24 protein-coding genes are annotated in these 25,190 nt (G+C 66.1%); 16 read left to right on the top strand and 8 right to left on the bottom strand.

Going from position 1 to position 25,190, the window contains the following annotated elements; translation table 11 throughout:
• Positions 1–17 precede the first annotated feature (17 nt).
• A complete protein-coding gene (locus XH83_RS11655; RefSeq protein ID WP_371746358.1) occupies positions 18–785 on the top strand; it encodes an RsiV family protein in 768 nt (255 codons plus the stop codon).
• Between the two features lie 7 nt (positions 786–792).
• Here the strand turns inward: XH83_RS11655 and XH83_RS11650 are convergent, their stop codons facing one another.
• Positions 793–1,272 carry an SRPBCC family protein gene (locus XH83_RS11650; RefSeq protein ID WP_194407134.1) on the bottom strand — a complete coding sequence of 160 codons (480 nt, stop codon included), beginning with the start codon at positions 1,270–1,272 and terminating at the stop codon, positions 793–795.
• Positions 1,273–1,492: 220 nt separating this feature from the next.
• Here XH83_RS11650 and XH83_RS11645 point away from each other — a divergent pair, with 220 nt between their 5' ends.
• The 6 genes from XH83_RS11645 (at position 1,493) to XH83_RS11620 (ending at position 7,817) form a co-directional block, all read left to right on the top strand.
• The gene (locus XH83_RS11645; protein WP_194407133.1) at positions 1,493–2,485 is read left to right on the top strand and encodes a tripartite tricarboxylate transporter substrate binding protein; all 993 of its coding nucleotides are present in this window, start codon (positions 1,493–1,495) and stop codon (positions 2,483–2,485) included.
• 173 nt (positions 2,486–2,658) lie between these two features.
• Positions 2,659–3,150, top strand: a complete 492-nt coding sequence (locus tag XH83_RS11640; protein ID WP_194407132.1) for a tripartite tricarboxylate transporter TctB family protein — start codon at positions 2,659–2,661, stop codon at positions 3,148–3,150.
• A 6-nt stretch (positions 3,151–3,156) separates the two neighbouring features.
• Complete coding sequence (locus tag XH83_RS11635) at positions 3,157–4,668, top strand: tripartite tricarboxylate transporter permease (RefSeq protein WP_194407131.1); 1,512 nt, start codon at positions 3,157–3,159, stop codon at positions 4,666–4,668.
• 51 nt (positions 4,669–4,719) lie between these two features.
• The gene (meaB, locus tag XH83_RS11630; protein ID WP_194407130.1) at positions 4,720–5,709 is read left to right on the top strand and encodes a methylmalonyl Co-A mutase-associated GTPase MeaB; all 990 of its coding nucleotides are present in this window, start codon (positions 4,720–4,722) and stop codon (positions 5,707–5,709) included.
• Complete coding sequence (locus XH83_RS11625; protein ID WP_194407129.1) at positions 5,706–6,371, top strand: pyroglutamyl-peptidase I; 666 nt, start codon at positions 5,706–5,708, stop codon at positions 6,369–6,371. Before meaB ends, XH83_RS11625 begins: the two co-directional genes overlap by 4 nt.
• Positions 6,372–6,446: 75 nt before the next feature.
• Entirely contained in the window at positions 6,447–7,817 is a 1,371-nt protein-coding gene (locus tag XH83_RS11620) for a TIGR03808 family TAT-translocated repetitive protein (RefSeq protein ID WP_194407128.1), read from the top strand.
• 135 nt (positions 7,818–7,952) lie between these two features.
• On the opposite strand, the gene XH83_RS11615 is transcribed toward XH83_RS11620, so the two are convergent.
• The 4 genes from XH83_RS11615 to XH83_RS11600 form a co-directional block, all read right to left on the bottom strand.
• Positions 7,953–8,690 (bottom strand): TIGR03809 family protein, encoded by a 738-nt coding sequence (locus XH83_RS11615; protein ID WP_194407127.1) that lies wholly within the window; start codon positions 8,688–8,690, stop codon positions 7,953–7,955.
• A gap of 524 nt (positions 8,691–9,214) precedes the next feature.
• Positions 9,215–10,930 carry a S8 family serine peptidase gene (locus XH83_RS11610; protein ID WP_194407126.1) on the bottom strand — a complete coding sequence of 572 codons (1,716 nt, stop codon included), beginning with the start codon at positions 10,928–10,930 and terminating at the stop codon, positions 9,215–9,217.
• A 16-nt stretch (positions 10,931–10,946) separates the two neighbouring features.
• Positions 10,947–11,642, bottom strand: coding sequence for a hypothetical protein (locus XH83_RS11605; protein ID WP_194407125.1), 696 nt, complete (start codon positions 11,640–11,642; stop codon positions 10,947–10,949).
• Complete coding sequence (locus XH83_RS11600) at positions 11,639–12,208, bottom strand: sigma-70 family RNA polymerase sigma factor (RefSeq protein WP_194407124.1); 570 nt, start codon at positions 12,206–12,208, stop codon at positions 11,639–11,641. The genes XH83_RS11605 and XH83_RS11600 overlap by 4 nt, the downstream gene beginning before the upstream one ends.
• A 455-nt stretch (positions 12,209–12,663) precedes the next feature.
• Between XH83_RS11600 and XH83_RS11595 the strand changes: the two genes are divergently transcribed.
• Complete coding sequence (locus tag XH83_RS11595; protein ID WP_194407123.1) at positions 12,664–13,818, top strand: GGDEF domain-containing protein; 1,155 nt, start codon at positions 12,664–12,666, stop codon at positions 13,816–13,818.
• 63 nt (positions 13,819–13,881) lie between these two features.
• The gene (locus XH83_RS11590; protein ID WP_194407122.1) at positions 13,882–14,982 is read left to right on the top strand and encodes a DUF2336 domain-containing protein; all 1,101 of its coding nucleotides are present in this window, start codon (positions 13,882–13,884) and stop codon (positions 14,980–14,982) included.
• Between the two features lie 10 nt (positions 14,983–14,992).
• Here XH83_RS11590 and XH83_RS11585 read toward each other — a convergent pair whose 3' ends face one another.
• Entirely contained in the window at positions 14,993–15,631 is a 639-nt protein-coding gene (locus XH83_RS11585; protein WP_194407121.1) for an NrsF family protein, read from the bottom strand.
• Positions 15,632–15,633: 2 nt separating this feature from the next.
• A complete protein-coding gene (locus tag XH83_RS11580; protein WP_194407120.1) occupies positions 15,634–16,179 on the bottom strand; it encodes a sigma-70 family RNA polymerase sigma factor in 546 nt (181 codons plus the stop codon).
• Between the two features lie 284 nt (positions 16,180–16,463).
• Between XH83_RS11580 and XH83_RS11575 the strand changes: the two genes are divergently transcribed.
• The 7 genes from XH83_RS11575 to XH83_RS11545 all read left to right on the top strand — a co-directional run bounded on the left by XH83_RS11575 (position 16,464) and on the right by XH83_RS11545 (position 22,070).
• Complete coding sequence (locus tag XH83_RS11575; protein WP_194407119.1) at positions 16,464–17,129, top strand: hypothetical protein; 666 nt, start codon at positions 16,464–16,466, stop codon at positions 17,127–17,129.
• A gap of 146 nt (positions 17,130–17,275) precedes the next feature.
• Positions 17,276–18,055, top strand: a complete 780-nt coding sequence (locus XH83_RS11570; protein WP_194407118.1) for an enoyl-CoA hydratase — start codon at positions 17,276–17,278, stop codon at positions 18,053–18,055.
• Between the two features lie 220 nt (positions 18,056–18,275).
• Entirely contained in the window at positions 18,276–19,673 is a 1,398-nt protein-coding gene (locus tag XH83_RS11565) for a TolC family outer membrane protein (protein WP_194407117.1), read from the top strand.
• 105 nt (positions 19,674–19,778) lie between these two features.
• Positions 19,779–20,069, top strand: coding sequence for a type II toxin-antitoxin system RelE/ParE family toxin (locus XH83_RS11560; protein ID WP_194407116.1), 291 nt, complete (start codon positions 19,779–19,781; stop codon positions 20,067–20,069).
• The gene (locus XH83_RS11555) at positions 20,069–20,419 is read left to right on the top strand and encodes an addiction module antidote protein (RefSeq protein ID WP_194407115.1); all 351 of its coding nucleotides are present in this window, start codon (positions 20,069–20,071) and stop codon (positions 20,417–20,419) included. Before XH83_RS11560 ends, XH83_RS11555 begins: the two co-directional genes overlap by 1 nt.
• Before the next feature lie 80 nt (positions 20,420–20,499).
• Positions 20,500–21,057: a hypothetical protein gene (locus tag XH83_RS11550; protein ID WP_194407114.1), complete on the top strand. Its 558-nt coding sequence runs from the start codon at positions 20,500–20,502 to the stop codon at positions 21,055–21,057.
• A 50-nt stretch (positions 21,058–21,107) separates the two neighbouring features.
• Positions 21,108–22,070, top strand: coding sequence for an amidohydrolase family protein (locus tag XH83_RS11545; protein WP_194407113.1), 963 nt, complete (start codon positions 21,108–21,110; stop codon positions 22,068–22,070).
• A 3-nt stretch (positions 22,071–22,073) separates the two neighbouring features.
• Here XH83_RS11545 and XH83_RS11540 read toward each other — a convergent pair whose 3' ends face one another.
• Positions 22,074–25,190, bottom strand: coding sequence for an efflux RND transporter permease subunit (locus XH83_RS11540; RefSeq protein WP_194407112.1), 3,117 nt, complete (start codon positions 25,188–25,190; stop codon positions 22,074–22,076).

Genomic DNA, 25,190 nt, shown 5'->3' with positions numbered 1-25,190 from the left:
TTCTCGCGCCAGGTTTCATGCGCGCGCTCGCTGTTGCCGCGATTTGCAGCGCGCTGTTCGGTCCCACCCACGCCGCCGACCCCAAGCCCGACACCGTCATCAAGACCAAGAGCATCGAGGCGCGCCTCTTCCTCGACGACAAGATCAAGGCGGATGCGGCACTGGCGGCGGACTGCCTCGCCGAAGGCAAAAAGTGGCTCGACAAGAATGCGGCCGAAGCTGCCGCCGCGCGCAAAACCGATCCGCAGTTCTTTAAAGACGGCGGCTGGGATTTTGAGCGCAAATACTCAATCCGCTCGGTCGTCGCCGATCGCTATGTCAGCATCCTGCGCGACGACTACATGAATACTCGCGGCGCGCATCCCAATTCGGACGTGAACACGATCCTGTGGGACAAGGTGGACAACAAGCGCATCTCGATCCGCCCGTTCTTCACCGAGACCGCCGACAACGGCGCGACCATGAAGGCGATGGTGAAAGCCATCGTCACCTGGCTGAAAGCCGAGAAGAAGAAGCGCGACGCCGGCGAGACCGCAACCGACGAATGGTTCAAGGAGCTGAAACCGAGCCTGCTCAAGGTCGGTGCGGTGACGCTCGCGCCGTCAACCGAAGCCGGCAAGAGCTCCGGCCTCACCTTCCACTATCCGCCCTACGCCGTCGGCCCCTATGCCGAAGGCGAGTATGTCGCCTTCGTGCCGTGGGAGACGCTGAAGCCTTACCTGGCGGCGGAAGGCACCCGCATCTTCGGCGGCGCGCGGCCGAAGGGCGATGCGGACGAGCCGTGAGCGATCACTAGCCGGATCGCGGTTGGGTCCGCGCCAACGTCCGCGCAAGTGAATCCGTCCAATCCGGAATCCAGGACGTAAACAGGGCCTGCCAGCGATCAGCGTCCGCGGGCTCGGTCTCGAGGGCGACCGACCATTCGATGAGGGTGCGATCGCCCTCGGTGATCGGGCGCAGATGCATGGTGCCTTGATAGCGTGTCGGTGCCGGCGCTTGACGTCCGTCATCTTGCGGATAGGGCAGCGCTTCGAGGCCGGCATAGGTCAGGGTGTGCTTGCGGTCCGAATGATCGACCAGGCGCTGGCGGATCCAGTTTCCGAGATAGCAGAAGCGCCTGACGGCGCCGACTTCATCGCCGGGCTTGTCGTCTTCGATCACGCTCTCGCTGACGCCGTCGATATAGGCGGGATAATTGTTGAAATCCCGGATCAGCGACCAGACTTGGTCCAGCGGGCGGTCCAGCACGGCGCTGTAATAGGCTTGGGTCATGTGTGTGGCTTGCCTCTTGTCATCCATTGCGCGCTCAGGTTGGTGGGGCGCGCAGACAAAACCCACCCGATTTCCGATTGCACATCCGATGGGCATGCGGTTTTCACACAACATGTCGATCTCGTTGGTAGCGCTACCTTGCGGCGGCGCTGCAAAGCCGACTAGAATGTCGTCATTGACAAGAGCGCCCGACGTCACGGGCGCCGCTGGGAGGCATTCAATGTCCAAGATTTCGCGCCGCACCTTTGCGGCTTCGACCGCCGCCGTCGCGGCATCCGCCGCTTTCGGGTTCAAGCCGGCACTCGCACAAGCCTATCCGGCCCGTCCGGTCACCGTGATCGTGCCCTGGGGCGCCGGCGGTGGCACCGATGCGACCGCGCGCATCGTCGCTGCGCTGCTGGAAAAGGACCTCGGCCAGCCCTTCAACGTGGTCAACCGCACCGGCGGCTCCGGCGTGGTGGGCCATAGCGCGATCGCGACCGCGCAGCCCGACGGCTACACCATCGGCATGCTCACCGTCGAAATCTCGATGATGCACTGGCAGGGCCTCACCGAGCTGACGCCGAAGAGCTACACACCGCTGGCCCTCATGAACGAGGATCCCCCGGGCATCCAGGTCTCGTCCTCCTCGCCCTACAAGACGGTCAAGGAGCTCGCCGAGGCGATCAAGGCCGCCCCTCCCGGCAAGTTCAAGGCTTCGGGCACCGGCCAGGGCGGCATCTGGCATCTGGCGCTGGTCGGCTGGATGCAGGCGATGGGCCTGCCCGCCAATCAGGTCGCCTGGGTGCCGTCGAACGGCGCCGCGCCCGCGATGCAGGATCTCGCCGCCGGCGGCCTCGATCTCACCACGTGCTCGGTTCCGGAGGCGCGCGCCATCATCGAGGCCGGCAAGGCCAGGAGCCTCGCCATCATGGCGCCTGCGCGCAATCCGGTCTTCAAGGACGTGCCGACGCTGAAGGAGGCGATGGGCATCGACTACGCGACCGGCGCCTGGCGCGGCATCGGCGCACCGAAGGGCCTGCCGCCGGAGATCGCAACCAAGCTCACCGCGGCGCTGAAGAAGGTCTACGAGTCCGCCGAGTTCAAGGACTTCATGAGCAACCGCGGCTTCGGCACCGTATGGGGCGATGCAACCCAGTTCGCCGGTTTCATGGACAAGGGCGACGCCCAGATGGGCGAGGCGATGAAGGCGGCGGGCCTCAGCAAGGCTTGATTTTTTCACCTCGCCCCGCTTGCGGGGAGAGGTCGAACTCGAGCTTCGCTCGAATTCGGGTGAGGGGGAGCTTCCACGAGTCCAACTCTCACCGTTGTCGCGGAGACTCCCCTCACCCCACTCTCTCCCCGCATACGGGGAGAGAGAGAACTTCTCTCACAGGACTTCTCTCCATGCGTCTTCCCGACTCCATCACGGGATCGTTTCTCGTCGCACTCGGCGCTGCGGCCGCCTATGGCGGCTATATCCTGCCGCCGGTGCCGGGCCAGCCGGTCGGCCCCAACGTGTTTCCGCTGGTGATCGGCAGCGGGCTCGCGCTGTGCGGGCTCGCGATCGTGTTCGGGATCGGCCACTCCTTCGAGGAAGAGGAAGAGCTGATCCCGCTGGAGGACGGCCAGGCCGCAGCTCCGCCGCCGCAGAGCAAGCTCTACGGCCTGCGCGCGTTGCTGCCGCCGGCGCTGCTGCTGTTCTACGTGTTTGCAGCCGACCGGTTCGGCTTCATCATCACCGCGGCGATCATGGTCTATGTCACCTCGACCGCGCTCGGGGCCAAGTGGAAGCTGGCGCTGCCGCTCGCGGCGCTCTCGCCCTTCGCCATCCACCTCATCTTCGGCAAGTTGCTGCGTGTGCCGCTTCCTGCCGGCCTGCTGCCGACGCCCTGGTAATTCCCCATGCTCAAGACCTTGATTGAAGCGTTCGCCTTGATCTCCACCTGGGAGGTCATCATCGCGATGGTCGCAGCCTCCGTGTACGGCCTCGTGATCGGCTCGCTGCCCGGCCTGTCGGCGACGATGGCGACCGCCCTGCTCGTTCCCGTCACCTTCTACCTGTCGCCGATCGCGGCGATCGCGACCATCGTCGCGGCCTCCTCGATGGCGATCTTCTCGGGCGACATTCCCGGCGCGCTCTTGCGTATTCCCGGCACGCCCGCCTCCGCCGCCTATGCCGATGAAGCCTACGCCATGACGCGCAAGGGCCAGGCCGAGCTCGCGCTCGGCGCCGGCGTGTGGTTCTCCGCCGTCGGCGGCATCGCCGGCGTGCTGTCGCTGATGATCCTGGCGCCACCGCTCGCCGAGATCGCGCTGTCGTTCTCGACCTTCGAATATTTCTGGCTGGCGCTGCTCGGCCTGATGTGCGCCACGCTGGTGGCGCGCTCCTCGCCGGTGAAGGCGATCGCCGGCATGTTCATCGGCCTGCTCGTCTCCTGCGTCGGCATCGAGAATCCCGGCGGCGTCCCACGCTTCACTTTCGGCCTCACCGATCTGTTCGGCGGCATCGAGCCGATCCCGGCGCTGGTCGGCGTGTTCGCGGTGGCGCAGGTGATGCGCGCGATGCTCACGCCGGAACCGCCGCCCCTGCCGCGCCGAAAATTCGGAAGCATCATGGCGGGACAGTGGAAGCTGACCAAGCAGTATCACTGGCAGATGACGCGCGGGAACATCGTCGGCATCATCATCGGCGTGCTGCCGGGCGCCGGCGCCGACATGGCCGCCTGGGTGTCCTACGCGATGTCGAAGCGCTTCTCCAAGGAGCCGGAAAAGTTCGGCACCGGCCATGTCGAAGGCCTGGTCGAGGCCGGCGCCAGCAACAATGCCAGCATTGCCTCCGGCTGGGTGCCCTCGCTGCTGTTCGGCATCCCCGGCGACACCATCGCCGCGATCGCGATCGGCGTGCTCTACATGAAGGGGCTCAATCCCGGCCCGACGCTCTTCACCGAGAAAGCGTCGAGCATGTACGCGATCTATCTGATGTTCATCATCGCGAACATCCTGATGATCCCGCTCGGCATCGCCATGATCCGGGTCGCCGCCTACATCCTGCTGGCGCCGCGCGCGGCCATCATGCCGATCATCATGCTGTGCTGCGCGGTCGGCTCGTTCGCGATCGGCAACAACATGTTCGGCGTCGTCACCGTCGCCGCCTTCGGCGTGATCGGCTATGTCATGGAAGCGAACGGCTATCCCGTCGCTGCGATGGTGCTCGGCATCGTCATGGGCACCATGGTCGAGCAGGCCTTTGTCACGTCGCTGATCAAATCCGACGGCAGTATCCTGCCGTTCTTCGAGCGGCCCGTCGCGGCCATCCTCGCGTCGATGGCGATCGGCGCCCTGCTCTGGCCGGTGATGGTCTGGGCCTGGCGCAAGGTGAAACCGGCGCAAGCCGCGGCAGCAACAAGCAGGTGATTTGAGGCGAGCGGCCCTCGCCTGCCCCGCATCGGCGTTGTAAAGCAGGGCATGACTGAGAAGAAGGCCTCGCTCGACATCAAATCCCTCGCCAAGGAGCTCCGCGCCGGCAGCCGCGCGGCCCTCGCCCGCGCCATCACGCTGGTGGAGAGCCGGCGCGGCGACCATCAGGCGCTGGCGCGCGAGCTGGTGCAGATGCTGCTCCCGGACACCGGCAAGGCATTCCGCGTCGGCATCACGGGATCGCCCGGCGTCGGAAAATCCACCACCATCGATGCGCTCGGCACGTATCTCATCGAACAGGGCCACAAGGTCGCAGTGCTCGCGGTCGATCCCTCCTCGGCGCGCAGCGGCGGCTCGATCCTCGGTGACAAGACGCGGATGGCGCGGCTGTCCGCCTCCAGCGACGCGTTCATCCGGCCCTCGCCGTCCTCGGGCACGCTCGGCGGCGTCGCGGCCAAGACGCGCGAGGCGATGCTGCTGTGCGAGGCGGCGGGCTTCGGCGTCGTGCTGGTCGAGACCGTCGGCATCGGCCAGTCCGAGACCGCGGTCTGTGACATGACGGACTTCTTCCTTGCGCTGATGCTGCCGGGCGGCGGCGACGAATTGCAGGGCATCAAAAAGGGCCTGGTCGAGCTCGCCGACATGATCGCGATCAACAAGGCCGACGGCGACAATCTCAAGCGCGCCAAGGTCACGGCCGCCGACTATCGCGGCGCGCTGCACATTCTCAGTCCCCGGTCCGAACATTGGCACCCGCCGGTCGAGACCTATTCGGCGCTGACCGGCGACGGCATCGCAAAGCTCTGGCAGAAAGTCCTCGACCACCGCAAGGCGATGAATGCCTCCGGCGAGTTCGCCGCGCGGCGTCGCGAGCAGCAGGTGAAATGGATGTGGTCGATGCTGGAGCAACGCATGCTGGCGCGGCTGCGCAGCGAGGCATCGGTTCGCACCAAGGTGAAGAAGATCGAGACTGAAGTCGCCGAAGGCCACCTCACCCCGGCCCTCGCCGCCGAGCAGATTTTGGAGTTGCTGCAATGAGCGACAGGCTCCGCGTTCTCCTCACCGGCTTCGGGCCGTTTCCCGGCGCGCCCTACAACCCGACCCAGCCGCTGGTGGCGCGGCTCGCGCAATTGCGCCGGCCAGCGCTCGACGATGTCGAGCTGTTCAGCCACATCTTCCCGGTCACCTACGCCGCGGTCGATCGGCAATTGCCTGACGCGCTCGCGAAAGTGAGGCCGGATGCGCTGTTGATGTTCGGCCTCGCCGCGCGCACGCCTTACCTGCGCATCGAGACCCGCGCGCGCAACGCCGTCACCATGCTCTGGCCCGATGCCGCCAACACCCGTTCGAGCAAGCGCGGCATCACAGGCACCGCGGACGCCATGGCGTTCGGCCCGCACACGGCAAGGCTGCTGCGCGCCGCGCGCCTCACCGGCATCGACGCACGGTCCTCGCGCGATGCCGGCGCCTATCTCTGCAACTATTTGAGCTGGCGCGCGATCGAGAACGTCAAGGCCGGTGGTCCGCAGCTTGCGGCGTTCATCCACATCCCTCTGCTTGGGCGCAGCGGCGCGGTGCGACGGAAGGGCGCAGCCCGGATCACGCTGGAGGAACTCGTTGATGCCGGCGAGGCCATGCTGATGGAAATGGTGGGGTTGGCAAGGAAGCGACGGAACACGCTGGCACCTCCGCCGCGGTAAACGTTTAACCCTACCGCGAACAATCCCCGCGCCCGCGTCGGCCCTGCGCTACCTAATCCGCGCGGAGGACGCGTCATGGACCTCAATCGCCGCCACCTCATCGGAGCTTCCACTGCCGGCATCGCCGGTGCGCTGGCCATGCCGGCCGACGCCGCGCGCGCGGCGCCGCTGGCGTCCCTGCTCGGCCGAGATGCCACGCAATACGGCGTGCGACCCGGCAGCAGCGAAGATCAGACACGCGCGCTGCAGCGTGCGATCGACGAGGCGGCGCGAGCGCAGATGCCGCTGGCGCTGCCGCCCGGCGTTTATCGCAGCGGGCTGCTGCGGTTGCCGAACGGCGCACAATTGATCGGCGTGCGCGGCGCAACGAAACTCATCTTCACCGGTGGAGCTTCGGCGATCCAGAGCGACGGCTCCGATGCGATCGGCCTCACCGGCCTCACCTTCGACGGCGCCGGCATCCCGCTGCCGACGCGGCGCGGACTGATCCATGTTCTCGGCGGCCGCGACGTCCGCATCACCGACTGCGAGGTCACGCGATCGGGCGGCAGCGGCATCTGGCTCGAGCAGGTCTCCGGCGAGATCGCCGGGAATATCTTCACCGACATCGCGGTGACGGCGGTGGTGTCGTTCGATGCCAAGGGCCTCAACGTCTCCCGCAACACGATTCTCGGCACCAATGACAACGGCATCGAGATCCTGCGCACGGCGATCGGCGATGACGGCACGCTGGTCACTGATAACCGCATCGAGAACATCAAGGCGGGCCCCGGCGGCTCCGGCCAGTACGGCAACGCCATCAATGCTTTCCGCGCCGGCAACGTGATCGTGCGCGGCAATCGCATCAAGAACTGTGATTACTCGGCCGTGCGCGGCAACTCCGCCTCGAACATCCAAATATCAGGCAACAGCGTCAGCGACGTGCGCGAGGTCGCGCTTTATTCCGAGTTCGCGTTCGAAGCCGCGGTGATCGCCAACAACATTGTGGACGGCGCGGCCGTCGGCGTCTCCGTCTGCAATTTCAACGAGGGCGGCCGCATCGCGGTGGTCCAGGGCAACATCATCCGCAATCTGATTCCGAAGCGGCCGATCGGCACCGCGCCTGATGACGATGCCGGCGTCGGCATCTACATCGAGGCGGATTCGTCCGTGACCGGGAACGTGATCGAGAACGCGCCGTCCTACGGCATCGTCGCCGGCTGGGGCAAATATCTCCGCGACGTCGCGATCACGGGCAACGTGATCCGCAAGGCCCTGGCCGGAATCGGCGTCTCCATCGTGCCGGGCGCCGGCATTGCGCTCGTCAACAACAACATGATCTCGGAGACCCCGCGCGGCGCCGTCGTCGGCCTCGATCACGCGCGTGCCGTGACCTCGGATCTGTCGGCAGAGGGCGCGCAGCGATTTGCGCAGGTGGTGCTCGGTGGAAATGCGGTCCGAAGGTAGGCGCGGCTGGCAGCCAGGCCGTTCATCCTTCGAGGCTCCCCATGGGACGCATTGCGTCCCATGCCTCGCACCTCCAGCGACAACCGCTTCGCGGTTGCGCGGGGATGACGGATGCAATCCCTTGCTGAGCGTCTCTTAGAACGCGTTCCGCAGCAGCGGGTACTTGGCTTCCAGGCCGTCGAGGCTGAAGGTGAATTCGACGACGCGCTCGGGGGCTGCGACGATTTCCTCGGCCGGCGGGGTGAATTGCGGCAAGAGCGCCGCCATCGCGGCAGGCGCGGCCTTGGGCGGCTTCGCGGCAGGCACCGCCAGCGGCGGCTTCACGTCCGGCGCGGTGAACTGAGCCATTGCGGCGGGCGTGTCGAGCGGTGACCTCACGGCGGGTGCAGTGAGCGGGGCCCTCGCAGCGGGAGCCCTGAGCGGTGGCACCTCGGCCGGCGCGGTAAATGACGCCAACGCTACGGGCGCGGCGAGCGGCGCGAGCGGGGCTTCGGTGATTTCGGCAAGAACGTTCGGCTTGGGATCAAGCCTGACCGGCACGGCGGTCTCGGAGGCGATATGGACGGCCTTTGGCTGCAGGGTCTTGGGCTGCACGGCCTGCGCCTGCTGCTCACGCGGAAATACGCGGGGCATGGTCGCCGGCGACCAACCGAATGCCGGCGTCACGCTCGCGGCTGCCTCCGCGACGTCCCCGCCGGTTGCGAGCGCGCGCCAGGTCTGGACGGCGCGCTTGGCTTCCTGGATGTTTTCGAGGAATGCGATCTCGGAATGATAACGGCGCCAGCGGCCGGTCTCGAACATTTCGGAGAGATGCTGCAGCCGCTGCTCGGCGAGAGCGCACCAGCGCGCCGCGACGTCGCGGCCAACGGCCACGGCGCGAATAGACGCGCCGTTAGATTCTTGGCGAAGTGTCATAGACCAGCCCGTCAGGAGAGAACACGGACGCGGGGACGCAACGCACACGAATCAATTTAGAAGCGACATGAATATTTTGTGGAAAAGTTTTGACTTGTCCAGCAACGACACCCCGCGCGTCGCCAAACTCCGTAGTCGTGCGGAGATTTACTGCGTTTTCGCGTCAAGCTTCGCACAAGCATAGCGGGCTTGCGGCGTGTTGCTCGAGCGGCGGCCGGAATGCCGACGCGACCTTTCAACCGAAAGCTGAACGCATGCAGAGTTTCAAAAATCGGACGCCCAAAAAGAAAAGACCCGTCCGGGGGGACAACCGGACGGGTCGAGCCATATGGGCGCTTGGGGTGGATGGGCGCTCGCGCCTGATATGACTGATGGGGAGGGATGACCGCTCCCACATAATTTGGTCGTGGCAGCGGGCTGAACGTTCAACGGGGGGTTCGCTTTTTTGAGCTTCGCTCTGCCGCGCAGCTTTGCCGCAGCCGCTAGCGCGTCGCCGGCCTATCCGCCTGAGAAACCGTGGCTTTATCATCCGCGCTCGACAGCGAGGGTTGTTCGATCGCGCGGCTATTGGGCTCGTCGCGACGCTTGCCGGCATCTTCACGTTTTGTTGTACCGGACGCAGCCGCGACCGGCGTCGCGTTGTCGGCGGGGACGGCCATGACCGCGGCAAATGCATCGGCCTGCCCGTCGCCGAACAGCTCGTCACGCCCGGGCGAGCCGAGGTCGCGCGCAGTCTTCGAAAGCGTCATGCGCAACGCTTCCGGCTTCAGGGCGTAGTTGCGCTCGAGCAGCAACGCCGCGACGCCGGAGACATAGGCGGCCGAGAACGAGGTTCCCGAGGTCATCTGGTATTTGCCGTCCGGCGCCGGCAGGAAGATGTCGACCCCGGGCGCTGCGACGGCGATGTAATTGCCACGGTTGGACGCGGTGAACAGCCTGTCCTGCTGGTCGGTCGCGCTGACCGCGATCACGTTGGGATTGGCCGCCGGATAGAGCGGCGGCGATTTCGCGCCGGCATTGCCGGCGGCCGCGATCAGCACGAGGCCGCGCGCGGCGGTCGCCGCGATGGCGCGCTCGATCACCGCGTCCTTTGGACCGGCAAAGCTCATATTGACGATCTGCGCGCCGTGCTCGGCGGCGTAATTCAGCGAGCGCAGGATGATGTAGGACGAGCTTTCGGCGCCGCCATTGGCACCGCCAAAGGCACGGATCGCGATGATGCGCGCCTCGGGCGCGCTGCCCATCAGGCGGGCATGCGCCACGATCGCGCCGGCGATGCCGGTGCCGTGGACGTGCGGCCCCTCGGCGCTGCCGAGCGCATCGAAATTGTCGGAGACGGAATCGGCCAGCTCGGGATGCTTGGCGTCGATGCCGGAGTCGATCACGGCCACCGTGACGTTGGCGCCGTGCGCCAGCGTATGCGCCTGCGGCAGGCGGAGCTTGGCCAGGGCATATTGCGCCGGATCGCCCTCGCTCTGCGTCGTCGATTTCTGGTCCTGGAGCACATACCGGAAGTTCGGCTGGACCGAGCGGACACTGCCGTCGGCCGCGAATTCGCGTTTCACGGTCTCGTACGGTCGGCCGTCCGTGATGCGGAAAAGGCCGAACGTCGCCCCGATCAGCGGGAAATTCTCCGAGGAGACGCGCGTCAGGCCGTGCCGGCGGGCAAGCGCGTCGGCATCGCCAGGCGACAGCGTGCCGTCGATCTCCGCCACGAATTCGTTGGCGAAGCTGCGCACATTGGCGGCGCTTGGCGTGGCATCGCCCCGGCCCTTGCCGGCGCTCTTCTTGCCGGATTTGGCTGAGCCACCGCCGCCTGCATTCGGCTGCGCCAGGCATTCGCCATCGGCATCGCGATAAGGCGCGGTGCAGGCCGGGTACAGATTCGGCGAGTAGTGCGCATAGGGCAGCACCGTCGTCGTCGGCCGGATGCGCGACGTCGTGGTGTGGGGAATCGTGGCCATCGTCCGCGGGCCGCGGCCGACGCTGACCGCGCGCGCGGCGATATTGGGACTGACCCGCGGGGTGATGTTCGTGGAGATGGTCGGCGTTCGCGAGGGCACGCTGATCGTGGGCGTGCGCATGATCGCCTGCGCCTGTGCAACCTCGACGCCGAGACAGGCGGCGATCAGAAGCGCAGCGCCGACCGATGAAGCGTAGGCCCCGGCGCGCACCCTGCTCTCGGATTTGCCCGTCATCGGTTCGGCGGCGCGCCTAGGGCGCCGCGACGGCAAGGTTGACGAACTTCTCGCGCTGCATCCTGCCGAGCAGCGAAGCGAGCTCGTCCCGGTTCATGGCCTTGTCGAACTGGAGACGGAACATGCCGCCCTTGGCATCTCCGATGATCGAGGCCTGGTAGCTGTCGAGCAGCCCGGTGATGTCGGAGACGCGCGCCTCGGGCGTGAAGCGCACCAGCGCGCGGGCCGGCGCGGTTGCGCTGCCAAGCTCGCGCGTGATCGGCGCGCTGGTCGAGAGCGAGGCGGTCTGGAAGGTCGCGGGCTGGTTCTTCATCAGCACGGCGCCGATGATGCCGGCCTGCAGCACGAGCGCGACGGCGCCAAGGCTTGCCGACCACGCCAGCGTACGCGGCGACAGGCTCGCGAAGAAGGTCGAGATGCGCGCCGACAGCGGCAGCGAGCCGATCGCCCGCGCCGGCTCGGCGTCGATGGCGGCGAACAGCTTCTGCATCGCGCGTGCCGACGGAGCGCCCAAGCTCTCGTTCAAATGAATGGTCTCTTCGTATTCGCCGCGGATCACGGCATATTGCTTGGCGAGCTCGGGATCGCGCGCCAGCGCTTCCTCGACACGGCGCGCATCGCGCGCGTTCAGCGTGCCGGCAGCGTGCCAGGGCAGCAGCAGTTCAATTTCACTGGGCTCTTGCTCCAGCATCTTCTTGCTCAAAGCCATCATGGCCAGCCTCGCTCAACGCCGGCTGCCTTCAGCAGTTCGGCCAGTTTCTTGCGCGCATAGAACAAGCGCGTCTTAACAGTGTTCTCGGGTATCCCGACGATTTCGGCCACCTCTTCCACGGACTTCTCGTGGTAGTAGACGAGATCGACGATTTCCCTGTGTTCCGGCGAGAGGCCCGTCAGACACCCTCGCAACGCTTCACTGGTATCCTTCTTCTGAGCCACCGTTTCCGGATTGTCGGACGTGTCCTCAATCGCGTTCGCGGCGTCTTCGTCCAGTTCGAAATCCTTCCTGCGCCGGAGCGCAGACAGGGCCTTGAACCGGGTAATTGCCAGCAGCCAGGTGGAAACGGCGGATCGGCCCTCGAACTTGCCGGCTTGACGCCAGACGTCGAGAAACACCTCGCTGATGAGGTCTTCCGCCGCCTGCTCGTCTCGCACGAGCCTCAGCCCGAAACGATACACCCTGACATGATGCCGCCCGTACAGCACCTGCATGGCGAGCCGGTCACCTTGAGCGATCCTGGCGATCAGGACCTCGTCCGAAGCCGCCTGTGTCACGCTCAATTGCCGTCTCGCAAAGTTGGTCGGGTCGATACGGCGGACGGTTCGACGGGGGGTGCAAAATTGTTCAACATACCGCAGTCATACGGGCGCCTGTGTGATCCACCCCACATACGCGCGTTTTTCTCGTCCCACCCGCGGCGGTCGGCCGCTACAATCCAGATCGGTAACATAATACTGAGATACTTCCCTGCGGAATGCCTGTCCGGCACAGGCGGCCCGGCCTCATCCGGTTCCCATAGCAGTTTTGCCCGACAGCAGTCCTGCCCGACATATGTCGCGCCAAGCACGACTTTGGCTCGACCGCATCGCAGCGGATGCCTGATCCCCGTAAAATTTCCTCCGCCGGCCCATCACCTTGTTCCGTGCTGCACGGTTCGGATTCGGTTTCAAAAGGATACCAAACCTAAAGGCTTGCCACGTAGATTTTTACGCTGACATCCACCATTGGCGGGACCATGAGCACGGCCGCGACGTCCTTTCCCGAGAGGAATGCCGCTGAGGTCGCGGATCTCGTCCTCGCGCCCGAGGCCGCCCCCGAGGTCCAGGGGCGCCGGACCCGGCAGCGCCGCCAGATGTATATCGGCCAGGTGGCAAGCTATTCGCTGGGCGCCTCGGTCCTGCTGCTCTACGCCTATGGCGGCGCGGTCGATATGGCCGTTCCGTCGCTGTTCTGGCTCGGCGGCCTCCTGATCATCGGCACGTTCACCGTGCTGTCGGAAGCCGGCTTCGGCGACCGGTTCGAGGATCATTACCTCACCGTGTTCCAGATCTCGGCGCATATGGCGCTGCAGCTGGTGTTCCTGCTCGCCGTGCCGACGGTCGGGGTCGCGTTCCTCGCCGTGCTGTTCCTGATCTTCGCGTTTGGCACGCTGCGCATGACCTCGCGCCAGGCGATGGTCACCTGGGGCCTTGCCACCGGCGGGCTCGCCCTGGTTTTCCTGGGCTCGGACCTGCCGATCGGACTGCCGGTCGGGACCCGCCTGGAGCGAACCGCCTCGATGCTCTGCTTCGTGCTGGTGATCGGCCAATGCGCCTTTCTCGGCCTGTTCGGCGCCACCCTGCGCAAGATCCTGTACCGGCGCAGCATCGAGCTGAAGGCCGCCTATCAGCGCATCGAGGAACTGGCCGAGCTAGACGAGCTCACCGGCTCCTACAACCGCCGCTGCATCATGCGCCTCCTCGACGTCGCGATCGAAAAGTCGCGACAGGCCTCGACGCCTTGCGCGATCGCGCTGATCGATCTCGACTGGTTCAAGCGCATCAACGACGCCCACGGCCATCCCGTCGGCGACGAGGTGCTGCGCACCTTCGCGATCACCATTTTCGCCAACATCCGCCCGGCCGACAGCTTCGGCCGCTACGGCGGCGAGGAATTCCTGCTGCTTTTGCCGGACACCCCGGACGACGCCGCCCAGCGCATGCTCGATCGCCTGCGCAGCATCGTCGCCGATCTCGACTGGAGCGCATTCTCTCCGGGCATGCACGTGACCATTTCCGCGGGCGTCGTCACGCTGCGCGACAATGATACCGCCGACACGTTTCTCGCGCGCGCCGACCGCGCGCTCTATTCCGCCAAGGCGCAAGGGCGCAACCGCATTGCAACGAGCTGACCAATCCATTTTTCTCCGGTGCGGCAGAAGCCGCAGCCGGACCGAGCGCTCCAGGACAGGGCAATGAGATCCAAATCCGCAAAATCATCCGAGAATCTGCTGGAAGAACTACAGACCGCGCTCTCGCACGGCACCGTGGCGCGCCGGGTCGAGACGTTGCGCCGCGTCACCGATCTCTTCGTGGGCAACGCGGTGGATTATTCCGACGACCACATCCGCGTGTTCGACGACGTATTCCAGTGCCTGGCCGAGCAGATCGAGACGTCGGCCAGGGCGCTGCTCGCCGACCGCCTCGCACCGATCGCGGCCGCGCCGCCGAAAATCATGCGCACGCTCGCGCTCGACGAGGTCATCGAGGTCTCCGGGCCCGTGCTGTCGAAATCGGAGCGGCTGGACGAGACGACCCTGATCGAGATCGCGCGCACGAGAGGCCAGGCGCATCTCAAGGCGATCTCGCTGCGGCGCGTGCTGTCGGAAGCGCTGACCGACGTGCTGGTGACGCGCGGCGACGCGGACGTGGTGCAGTCGACCGTCAAGAATCCGGGCGCGCGGCTCTCCGAGGGAAGCCTCACCGACCTCGTCACCCGCGCCGAACGGGACGACGACCTCGCCACCTGCATCGGCCTGCGGCCCGACCTGCCGCGTCATCATTACCTGAGGCTGGTCGCCAAGGCCTCCCTGAGCGTGCGCAGGAAGCTCGAGGCCGCGCATCCCGAGCTCGCGGACGAGGTGTCGAGCGTGGTCCAGGAAGTGGCCCAGAGGGTCCGCGCCGCCGCCATGACCAAGCAGACGGAGATGGCGCGCGCGCTGGTGAAATCGCTGCACGAGGACGGCCGTCTCAACGAATTCCAGGTCACCAATTTTGCCGAGCAGGGCAAGTTCGACGAAACCAATGCGGGGCTCGCCGCGCTCGCGGGCATCCCGGTCGAGACCGCCGAGACCATGATGATCGAAAGCCGCACCGAGGGCGTGATGATCCTCGCCAAGGTCGCGGGCATGACCTGGCCGAGCGTGCGCGCCATCATCGCCATGCGCGAGAAGCTCTCGGGCGGCTCGCAGACCGACATGCTGACGCTGCGCGATACTTACGAGGCGCTGCGCTCGTCGACCGCGCAGCAGGTGCTGCGCTTCCACCGCATGCAGCAGGGCACGATTCCGGCATGAGACTGGCTCGTCAGTAGCGCAGGACCCTGGATCCGACCGCCGCGCCGATCGCCGTCACCAGCGCGGCGGCAAGCGTGTACCAGGTCGCGACGAACAGGGGCGAGTCATCGGTGCAGTGCGAGGCGTAGAGCGTCGCGGCCAAGCCGGCCGACACCAGGCCGGCGAGCGCGCCGGCCAGCGCGGGTTGCGAGGGTGCACCATGTCGCAGGCCGAATAGTGCACCCGCGAGCAACGGCAGCGACATCGCGGGGATCGCGAGCAGGCACACCCTGGAATTCTTGCCCACCAGCCGCATCGTCATCGGCATCGCCGGCGCCATCATCGCCTCGCTGCCGATCGCGACCGCAAGCAGCCCAACGGGGAGCAGCAGCAGCCAGCCCCAGCCGCGCATCAGGGCTTCGGGACGCGACAGATGCAGGCTGACGATGATCGCCGGGATCGCGAGCGACAGCGTGACCGCGAACTTCATGTCGAAGAACGGATTGCGCATGGCCGTCATCACGTCGGCGCGCACGCCGAGGAAGGTCGCGAAAATCAGGATCGACAGGGGCGCGGCCACCAGCAGCGCCATGGTCAGCACGGCCCCGACGCGCGGGGCGCGGTGGGCGTTGTCGGCTGCGAGCGAGCGGATCAGTTGGTCGGTATCCATGACTAGTGGTCCCGCAATTTGGCAGTCAGTGCCGCAAGTCCGCGATGCAGTGCGACCCGCACCGCGCCTTCGCTCATCGAAAACTTCGACGCCGTGTCCTTGATCGAGGCGCTCTCGACCGCGATCGACTGCAGCACGTCGCGCTGGCGCTGCGGCAGCGTGCCCAGTTGCGCTGCGACCTCGCCCGCAGAGACTGTTTCCTGCGCAGTCTCGCCCGGCAGCGTCTCGGCGAAATCGTCGATGTTGACGAAGACGCGCCTGCCGCGTCGCCTCAGCGCATCGATCAGCTTGTTGCGGGCGATCGCGAACAGCCAGGGGGCAAAGGGGGCCTCGCTGTCCCAGGTGTGCCGCTTCAGGTGCACCGCCAACAGTATCTCCTGCACGATATCCTCGGCCTGATCAGGGGGTTGCCCGGCCCGCGCCAGGCCACGCCTCGCCGCGGCGCGCAGCACCGGCGTGATCGCCTTCAACAGGCGATGATATGCCGCATCATCGCCTGCCATGGCCGACCGCATCAGGCCGGTCCATTCGTCCTCACGTCCGCGCACGCGCGCCCCTCACCATGCAATTCGGCCGTTCGTTCAATTTGTTACGCGGGCCGAACGAGATCACGAATTCGTGATCAATGCCCGGACCTCGCGACCGATACGGCCGTCAACCTCTGCGACGGCTCATAACACCGATCGGCCCGTCCCGCACCCGGTGGCAGCGGGCGGGTTTGCCCCGTTTTTGCCCGGTCTAGCTCGAAGATTCCCATTTTCTGCCCCGCTGTCGTCACGCCCCGGGGTCTCTGTTCGCTCCCGGGACGGGCGGAATTGGGGAGATCATCACCATGATGAAAGCCAGCGGGCGCGCGGCATTGATCCTTCTTGCCGGCCTTTTCGTGCTGTTCGGAGGCGTTGCACAGGCGGCGCCGGACCAGGCCACCGGCGGAAAATCGGACAGCGCAGGCAAACAGGCTGACGCGGCCAAGCCGAGCAAGCACCGGCGCCATGAGTCGCGCCGCACCAGCAGCAGCAAGACCGCACAGAAATCCGACGACAAGACCGACGCCCCGGCAAAGACCGAGGAGCCGAAGGCCGACGCCAAGGCCGAGAATGACACGCCGGCCTCGAGCCAGATGCCGCCGGCGGTCGCCAATGCCAATGCCCAGCTCGCCGCCGCCGATACGCCGCCCGCGGCGGCGGCCTCCGCGATGACTGACCGCGCCAACGACAATGTCCAGGCCGCGGCCGATAATCCCGGCGCCCCGAACCCCGAGAGCCAGGTCGTCGCACCCGATCAGCTCAACGACATCGACCGTGCCGTGCAACAGGACAGCCCGCCGGCGCAGAAGACGGTGATTGCCGCAACCGAGGCCCAGCCACGGCCGGCGCCGGTGATGGCAAGCAGCCAGCAGAGCTCGGCCTGGGACCAGAGCTCCCTGATCGGGAAGATCTTCATCGGCGTAGGCACGCTGCTGACGCTGGCATCCGCCGCACGCATGTTCATGGCGTGATTGCGAGCCCGGCCCGGCCCGAATTCTTCGTCTGAAACACCTCTTCCGGAACGCGCGCTCGCCGCGTGTTCCGGGGCCTTGAGCCCCCTTGAAGGCATCCGCGCCAGCGGGCACATTGCCCGCCCAATCAAACGCGTGGGTGGAGCATGAGCACGTTCGAACACATCATCGTCGAAAGCAAAGGCGCGGTCGGCATCATCAAGCTGAACCGGCCGAAGATGCTCAACGCGCTCTCCTTCGGAGTCTTTCGCGAGATCGCAGCTGCCGTCGATGATCTCGAAGCCGACGACGCCATCGGTTGCATCGTCGTGACCGGCAGCGAGAAAGCCTTTGCCGCCGGCGCCGACATCAAGGAGATGCAGCCGAAGGGCTTCATCGACATGTTCTCCGAGGATTTTGCCGCGATCGGCGGCGACCGCGTCGCACGTTGCCGCAAGCCGACGATTGCGGCAGTTGCCGGTTATGCCCTCGGCGGCGGCTGCGAGCTCGCCATGATGTGCGACATCATCATCGCCGCCGACACGGCAAAGTTCGGCCAGCCCGAGATCACGCTCGGCACCATTCCCGGCATCGGCGGTACGCAGCGCCTGACGCGCGCGATCGGCAAGTCCAAGGCCATGGATTTGTGCCTCACCGGTCGCATGATGGATGCGGCGGAAGCCGAGCGCTCAGGCCTCGTCAGCCGCATCGTCCCCGCCGACAAGCTGATGGACGAGGTGATGGCGGCGGCCGAAAAGATCGCCGCGATGTCGCGCCCTGCCGTCGCGATGGCCAAGGAAGCGGTGAACCGCGCCTTCGAGACCACGCTCGCCGAGGGCATGAGCGTCGAGCGCAACCTGTTCCACGCGACCTTCGCGCTCGAGGACCGTTCCGAGGGCATGGCGGCGTTCATCGAGAAGCGCAAGCCGGTGAACAAGAACCGGTAATTTCGGCGAGCGGTCAGGCTGGTGTAAGGCTCTGCCGCGCTCCCTTAAGCCCCCTGTGACGAAGCTGCAACAAGCACGGATTTCATGGGGGTTTCCCCCGCGGCAGTTTGCCTGCGGGACCTCGGCTGGTTAAACAGTTAAGAGGCCACCGTCGGCGGGGGCGGACAGCCGGATTAAGCGGGATTACATGATTGGACGTACCGCCAGAGCTGGTCGCGTGATGACGCGGCATCGATCGGGCGTGGGTCCTGCGCTTGCGACATGGACCACGCTGGCGCTCTGTTGCGCCCTGCCCTCCAGCGCCTGGGCCGAAGCCCTGCCGGAGGCGCTGGCCAAGGCCTACCAGACCAACCCGCAGCTCAATGCCGAACGCGCGCGACAACGCGCCACGGACGAGAACGTGCCGCAGGCCCTCGCCGGTTACCGGCCGCAGATCGTGGCGAGCCTCAGCGCTGGCCTGCAAACGGTGCGCAATCTCTTGCCCGACAACACGATCCAGACCGGCAATTTGAAGCCATGGATCATCGGCGTCACCGTGACGCAGACCCTGTTCAACGGGTTCCGTACCGCCAACAATGTGCGGGCCGCCGAACTCCAGGTGCAGTCGGGCCGCGAGGCGCTGCGCAATGTCGGCCAGGGCGTCCTGCTCGACGCGGTCACCGCCTACACCAACGTGCTCGCCAACCAGTCGCTGGTCGAGGCGCAGCGTTCCAACGTCGCCTTCCTGCGCGAGACGCTCGCGGTCACCCAGCGCCGCCTCAACGCCGGCGATGTCACGCCGACCGACAGCGCGCAGGCCGAGGCGCGCCTCAATCGCGGCCTTGCCGATCTCAACGCCGCAGAAGTCGCGCTCGCCATCAGCCAGGCGACCTATGCGCAAGTGATCGGCAATTCGCCCTCACAGCTTCGGCCCGCCGAAGTCGTCGACCGCTATCTGCCGAAGAGCCGCGAAGACGCCATGACGATGGCGATCCGCCAGCATCCGGCAGTGATGGCCGCCAGCTTCGACGTCGACGTTGCCTCCACCAACATCCGCATCGCCGAAGGCGCGCTGCTGCCGAGCGCCACCATCCAGAGCAGCGCCAGCAAGAGCCGCAACAACGACCCGACGCTCGGTACCTTCGCCGAAGACCAGGCTTCGATCGTCGCCAACGTCACCGCGCCGATCTATGACGGCGGCCAGGCCGCCGCGCAGACCCGGCAGGCCAAGGAGATCACGGCGCAGAGCCGGCTCGTGCTCGACCAGGTGCGCAACCAGGCGCGCACGGCCGCCGTCAGCGCCTGGGTTGCAAATGAGGGCGCCAAGGTCGCGGTCTCCGCGTCGGAGTCCGAGGTGAAGGCCGCGACCGTCGCGCTGCAAGGCGTGCAGCGCGAGGCCGCCGGCGGACAGCGCACGACGGTGGACGTGCTCAACTCGCAGGCCGACCTGATCCAGGCCAAGGCCCGCCTGATCGGCGCGCAGCGCGATCGCGTCATCGCCTCCTACACGCTGCTCAGCGCGAGCGGCCATCTCGACGTCAAGACGCTGAGCCTGAACACGCCGGACTACCTGCCCGAGGTGCACTACCACCAGGTCCGCGACGCCTGGCACGGCCTGCGTACGCCGTCGGGACAGTAGGCGCCCGCGCAGCATCGCTTCACAGCATCCTGCACCGCCTGCGGTCTCGTTGCGTCACCCCGGTTTCTTTGACATGCTGTCGCCCATGGGCTACAGTTGTGTCCCATGATCGAGGTGAGGCAGACCGAGCTTTTTTCGGAGTGGCTGAATCGCCTCAAGGACGCGAGCGCGGTTGCCCGTATCACCGTCCGCCTTCGCCGCATGGAGATGGGTAATCCTGGCGACAGCAAGGGCGTCGGCCACAACATCCGGGAAATGCGCATCGACCACGGTCCGGGCTACCGGATCTATTATGTGCAGCGCGGAACGCAGATCGTGATCCTGCTATGTGGCGGCGACAAACGCACGCAGCGACAGGACATCAAGCTAGCTCAGCAACTAGCGGAGACATTGTGATGCCGAAAGCAGCAAAAACGGCGGTCAAAGCGGCATCCAAGACGACGCGCTTCGATGCCGCCGACTATCTCGACACTGAAGAGCGCCAAGCCGCCTATATTGCCGCCGCGCTGGAAACCGGTGACGCCGATTTCGTGCGCGACGCCCTCGGTCTCGTTGCGCGTGCGCGCGGCATGAGCACCATCGCCAAAAAAGCCGGCTTGAACCGCGAAAGCCTGTATAAGGCCCTCGGAGAGACGGGAAATCCCGAGTTCGGCACGGTCATGCGCATTGTCGCGGCGTTGGGCCTGACATTGTCGGCTCAACTCGCGACCAGCGGACGAGCGACGAAGCGCCGCCGCGCCGCCTGAGGGAGCCCGCCGCAAGGCGCCCTGGACGTCGCGATTGCTGTGACCAGCCGCCCGACCGGTTCAGACAATGTCAGGTGAACATGAAGAGCCGCCGCATCCATCTGACGGGAGCCTCGGGCGCCGGCGTGACGACGCTCGGTCGCGCGCTTGCCGGCCGGCTTGCGCTGCCGCATCACGATAGCGACGATTATTTCTGGCTGCCGACCGTGCCGCCCTACCAGACCACGCGCCCGGCCGCTGATCGGCTGCGTCTGATGCGCGAGATGTTCCTGCCGCGGCACGACTGGGTCTTGAGCGGAACCGCCACCGGCTGGGGCGACGAACTCGTCACGTATTTCGACCTCGTCGTCTTCGTGGTCACGCCGCGCGAACTACGGTTGAAGCGATTGCGCGCCCGCGAGGCCGCGCATTTCGGTGCTGATGCCGTCGCGCCCGGCGGCTGGCGTCATGAGGAGACCGAAGCCTTCATCGAATGGGCCGCGCATTACGAGGCCGGCGACCGCGACGGCCGCAGCCTCGCAAAGCATGAAGCGTGGCTCGCCGGCCTGTCCTGCCCGGTCGTGCGTGTTGACGGCGCACGCCCGCTTGCGGACCTCGTTGAGCAGCTATGCAGTGACGTGCAGCGGTTGCCGGGCTGATGTGATACTGTCCCGGCATCGTCTTCAAGAACGATGCAGGGAGAGAAACCATGCTCAGCCGACGCGGCGTCCTCTTCGCCTCCCTTGCCGCCGGAGTAGCCATGACCAGCAAAGCCCACGCCCGTGCGGCGCAGCCTGCAACGCCGGTGAATTTCGACGTCCCGGCGCATGCCTGCGACTGCCACACCCACATCCATGGCGATGTCGAAAAATTTCCGTTCTTCGCAGGGCGCGTCTACACGCCCGAGCCCGCCAGCCCCGAAGAAATGGCCGCACTGCACAAGGCGCTGCATATCGAGCGCGTGGTGATCGTCACCCCGAGCGTCTACGGCACCGACAACTCGTCCACCCTGTTCGGCATGAAGGCGCGCGGCGCGACCGCGCGCGGCGTCGCCGTGATCGACGACAAGACCACCGAGGCGCAGCTCGACACGATGCATCAGGACGGCTTCCGCGGCATCCGCCTCAACCTGGCGACCGGCGGCGTCAACGACCCCAATGTCGGCCGGCCGCGCTTCACCGCGGCCGTCGAGCGCATGAAGGCGCGCGGCTGGCACGTGCAGCTCTACACCACACTGACCATGATCTCGGCAATCAAGGACCTGGTCGAGACGGCGCCGGTGCCCGTCGTGTTCGACCATTTCGGCGGCCTCGAAGCCGAGCGCGGCGCGGAGCAGCCTGGCTTCTCCGATCTCGTCGCGCTGGTGAAGTCCGGCAAGGCCTATGTGAAGATCTCCGGCGCCTATCGCTCGTCGAAGCTCGCGCCCGACTATCAGGACATGGTGCCTTATGCGCAGGCGCTGATCGCGGCAAATGCGGACCGCATCGTCTGGGGCACGGACTGGCCGCATCCGGATTCGAGCCGGGTCGAGGGACGCAAGGCCACCGACATCGCGCCGCTCTACCAGATCGACGACGGACGTCTCCTCAATCAGCTTCCGGTCTGGGCGCCGGATGCCGGCGTGCGCAAGAAGATCCTGGTCGACAATCCGGCGCGGCTCTACGGCTTCTGACGCTCAGCGCGCGCGGCGCGAGAAGAACGAGATCAGGACCGGCAAGGTCACGAGGATCACGACCGGCGCCAGCATCATGCCGGTGACGACGACGACCGCGAGCGGCTTCTGCACCTGCGAGCCGATCCCCTCCGACAGCGCCGCCGGCAGAAGGCCGACGCCGGCGACGACGCATGTCATCAGCACCGGCCGGAGCTGCAGCTCTCCGGTGCGCACCACCGCGGTCATGCGATCCATGCCTTCTTCGATGAGCTGGTTGAACTGCGACAGGATGATGATGCCGTCCATCACCGCGATGCCGAACAGCGCGATGAAGCCGATCGCCGCAGAGACGCTGAATGCCGTGCCTGATATCAAGAGGCCGAGCACGCCGCCGAAGATCGCCATCGGGATCACGCTCATCGCGAGCAGCGTGTCGGTCATCGAGCCAAAATTGAACCAGAGCAGCACGCCGATCAGCGCCAGCGAGATCGGCACCACGATCGACAGCCGCCGGATCGCATCCTGGAGATTGCCGAACTCGCCGACCCAGTCCATGTGCGCGCCGGGCGGCAGCTGCACCTGGTCCGCGATCTTCTGCTGGGCCTCGCTGATCGCGCTGCCGAGGTCGCGCTCGCGCACCGAGAACTTGATCGGTAGATAGCGTTCCTGCTGCTCGCGATAGATGTAGGCCGCACCCGAGACGAGGCTGATATTGGCGACCTCGCTGAGGGGAATCTGGGTGACGGTGCCGTTCGGCCCGGGCGCACCGATCCGCAAATTCTGGATGGCCTCCGCGCTCCTGCGATATTCCGGTGCGAGGCGGACGATGATCGGGAAGTGACGATCGCTGCCGGGCTCGTAGAGGTCACCGGCCGTGTCGCCGCCGATCGCGACCTTGATCGTGGCATTGATGTCGCCCGGCGCAAGGCCATAACGCGCGGCCTTGGCGCGGTTGATGTCGATCTGGACGGTCGGCTGGCCAAGCGAAGTGAACACCGCAAGATCGGTGACGCCCTGCACGGTCGACAGCACCTGCTTGATCTTGTTGGCGGTGTCGGTCAGCGCCTGGAGGTCGCTGCCGAACAGCTTGATCGAGTTCTCGCCCTTCACGCCGGAGACGGCTTCGGAGACGTTGTCCTGGAGATATTGCGAGAAGTTGAACTCGACGCCGGGGAAGCGATCGTCGAGCTGCTTGAGCAGCTGCGCGGTCAGCTCTTCCTTGTCGCGGGTCCCGGGCCATTGGCTGATCGGCTTCAGCGGCGCGAAGAACTCGGCGTTGAAGAAGCCGGCGGCATCGGTGCCGTCGTCGGGACGGCCGTGCTGCGATACGACGGACTCGACCTCGGGCCGGGCGCGAATCACCTTGCGCATCTCGTTGACGTAGGAGTTACCCTCCTGGAGCGAGATGGTCGGCGGCAACGTGGCGCGAATCCAGAGATTGCCCTCTTCCAGCTTCGGCAGGAATTCGAGGCCGAGCAGCCGGGCGAGCGCCACCGTCATCAGCACGAGGCCGACCGCACCGCCAAGCACGATGCTGCGATTGGCGACCGCCCATCGCAGCAGCGGCGAGTACAGCCGGTGCAGGATCAGCATGACCCTGGTCTCGGTTTCCTCGACATGCGCGGGCAGGATGATCGCGGACAACGCCGGCGTGACGGTGAAGGTCGCAAGCAGCCCGCCGGCCAGCGCATAGGCATAGGTGCGGGCCATCGGTCCGAAGATATTGCCCTCGACGCCCGACAGCGTGAACAGCGGCAGGAAGGCCGCGATGATGATCGCCGCCGCGAAGAAGATCGAGCGCGAGACGTCGGCCGCCGCGCTGAGGATGGCGTGGCTCTTCATGCCGAACAACGTCTCATTGGACATGTGCTCGGATTCCGACATCGGCGTCGTCTGCGTCAGACGACGGAAGATCGCCTCCACCATGATGACGGTGGCATCGACGATCAGGCCGAAATCGATCGCGCCGACCGACAGCAAATTGGCCGATTCCCCGCGCAGCACCAGGATGATGACGGCGAAGAACAGCGCGAACGGAATGGTGGCGCCGACGATCAGCGCGCTGCGCAGATCGCCGAGGAAGATCCACTGCAACAGCACGATCAAGAGAATGCCGACCACCATGTTGTGCAGCACCGTATGGGTGGTGAGCTCGATCAGATCGCCGCGGTCGTAGATGCGCTCGATGCGCACGCCGGGCGGCAGGATGCTGGAATTGTTGATGGTCTGGACGAGCTGATGGACCCGCTTGATGGTCGGCGAGCTCTGCTCGCCGCGCCGCATCAGGACGATGCCCTGCACGATGTCGTCGGCCTCGTCGAGGCCGGCAATGCCGAGGCGCGGCTTCTGGCCGACGGTGACGGTTGCGACGTCCTTCACCAGCACCGGATTGCCGCCGCTCTGTGCCACCATGGTATTGGCGAGATCGTCGATCGACCGGATCAGGCCGACGCCGCGCACCACGGCCGACTGCTGGCCGATATTGACGGTGTTGCCGCCGACATTGACGTTGGAATTGCCGACCGCCTGGAGCAATTGCGGCAGCGTCAGCCCGTTGGCGACCAGCTTGTTGAAGTCGACCTGGATCTCATAAGTCTTGCTTCTGCCACCCCAGCCGGTGACGTCGATGACCCCTGGCACGGCGCGGAAGCGGCGCTGCAGGATCCAGTCCTGAATGGTCTTGAGATCGAGCACGCTGTAGTTCGGCGGCCCCACGAGGCGGTAGCGGAAGATCTCGCCGATCGGGCTCAGCGGCGAAATCTGCGGCTGCACGTTGCCCGGCAGCGGCGCCAGCTGCGCCAGGCGGTTCAACACCTGCTGCAACGCCTCGTCATAGGTGTAGGCGAAGGAGAACTGAATCTTGACGTCGGAGAGACCGTAGAGCGAGATGGTGCGGATGGTCGTGACGTTCTTCAGGCCTGCGACCTGGGTCTCGATCGGGATCGTGATGTAGCGCTCGATCTCCTCCGCCGACAGTCCGGGGCTCTGCGTCACGATGTCGACCATCGGCGGGGTCGGATCGGGATAGGCCTCGATGTTGAGCTGGTTGAACGCGATCACGCCGCCGATCAAGACAGCGACGAACATGCCGACCATCAGGAAGCGCCGGTTGACGGCAAGGGCGACGAGACGATCCAT

The organism is Bradyrhizobium sp. CCBAU 53351, assembly GCF_015291745.1.
Lineage (GTDB): Bacteria > Pseudomonadota > Alphaproteobacteria > Rhizobiales > Xanthobacteraceae > Bradyrhizobium.
The sequence above is the reverse complement of the archived record's forward strand: the minus strand, read 5'-3'. Positions and strand labels throughout refer to the sequence as shown.

What these genes read in the sequence shown, in the direction of transcription:
- XH83_RS11550 (WP_194407114.1), top strand. Translation starts at nt 20,500, where the DNA reads ATGAAGAGCCGCCGCATCCATCTGACGGGAGCCTCGGGCGCCGGCGTG.
- XH83_RS11650 (WP_194407134.1), bottom strand. Translation starts at nt 1,272, where the DNA reads ATGACCCAAGCCTATTACAGCGCCGTGCTGGACCGCCCGCTGGACCAA.
- XH83_RS11620 (WP_194407128.1), top strand. Translation starts at nt 6,447, where the DNA reads ATGGACCTCAATCGCCGCCACCTCATCGGAGCTTCCACTGCCGGCATC.
- XH83_RS11625 (WP_194407129.1), top strand. Translation starts at nt 5,706, where the DNA reads ATGAGCGACAGGCTCCGCGTTCTCCTCACCGGCTTCGGGCCGTTTCCC.
- meaB (WP_194407130.1), top strand. Translation starts at nt 4,720, where the DNA reads ATGACTGAGAAGAAGGCCTCGCTCGACATCAAATCCCTCGCCAAGGAG.
- XH83_RS11555 (WP_194407115.1), top strand. Translation starts at nt 20,069, where the DNA reads ATGCCGAAAGCAGCAAAAACGGCGGTCAAAGCGGCATCCAAGACGACG.
- XH83_RS11595 (WP_194407123.1), top strand. Translation starts at nt 12,664, where the DNA reads ATGAGCACGGCCGCGACGTCCTTTCCCGAGAGGAATGCCGCTGAGGTC.
- XH83_RS11575 (WP_194407119.1), top strand. Translation starts at nt 16,464, where the DNA reads ATGATGAAAGCCAGCGGGCGCGCGGCATTGATCCTTCTTGCCGGCCTT.
- XH83_RS11560 (WP_194407116.1), top strand. Translation starts at nt 19,779, where the DNA reads ATGATCGAGGTGAGGCAGACCGAGCTTTTTTCGGAGTGGCTGAATCGC.
- XH83_RS11565 (WP_194407117.1), top strand. Translation starts at nt 18,276, where the DNA reads ATGACGCGGCATCGATCGGGCGTGGGTCCTGCGCTTGCGACATGGACC.
- XH83_RS11590 (WP_194407122.1), top strand. Translation starts at nt 13,882, where the DNA reads ATGAGATCCAAATCCGCAAAATCATCCGAGAATCTGCTGGAAGAACTA.
- XH83_RS11655 (WP_371746358.1), top strand. Translation starts at nt 18, where the DNA reads ATGCGCGCGCTCGCTGTTGCCGCGATTTGCAGCGCGCTGTTCGGTCCC.
- XH83_RS11640 (WP_194407132.1), top strand. Translation starts at nt 2,659, where the DNA reads ATGCGTCTTCCCGACTCCATCACGGGATCGTTTCTCGTCGCACTCGGC.
- XH83_RS11645 (WP_194407133.1), top strand. Translation starts at nt 1,493, where the DNA reads ATGTCCAAGATTTCGCGCCGCACCTTTGCGGCTTCGACCGCCGCCGTC.
- XH83_RS11605 (WP_194407125.1), bottom strand. Translation starts at nt 11,642, where the DNA reads ATGATGGCTTTGAGCAAGAAGATGCTGGAGCAAGAGCCCAGTGAAATT.
- XH83_RS11610 (WP_194407126.1), bottom strand. Translation starts at nt 10,930, where the DNA reads ATGACGGGCAAATCCGAGAGCAGGGTGCGCGCCGGGGCCTACGCTTCA.
- XH83_RS11545 (WP_194407113.1), top strand. Translation starts at nt 21,108, where the DNA reads ATGCTCAGCCGACGCGGCGTCCTCTTCGCCTCCCTTGCCGCCGGAGTA.
- XH83_RS11635 (WP_194407131.1), top strand. Translation starts at nt 3,157, where the DNA reads ATGCTCAAGACCTTGATTGAAGCGTTCGCCTTGATCTCCACCTGGGAG.
- XH83_RS11540 (WP_194407112.1), bottom strand. Translation starts at nt 25,190, where the DNA reads ATGGATCGTCTCGTCGCCCTTGCCGTCAACCGGCGCTTCCTGATGGTC.
- XH83_RS11585 (WP_194407121.1), bottom strand. Translation starts at nt 15,631, where the DNA reads ATGGATACCGACCAACTGATCCGCTCGCTCGCAGCCGACAACGCCCAC.
- XH83_RS11570 (WP_194407118.1), top strand. Translation starts at nt 17,276, where the DNA reads ATGAGCACGTTCGAACACATCATCGTCGAAAGCAAAGGCGCGGTCGGC.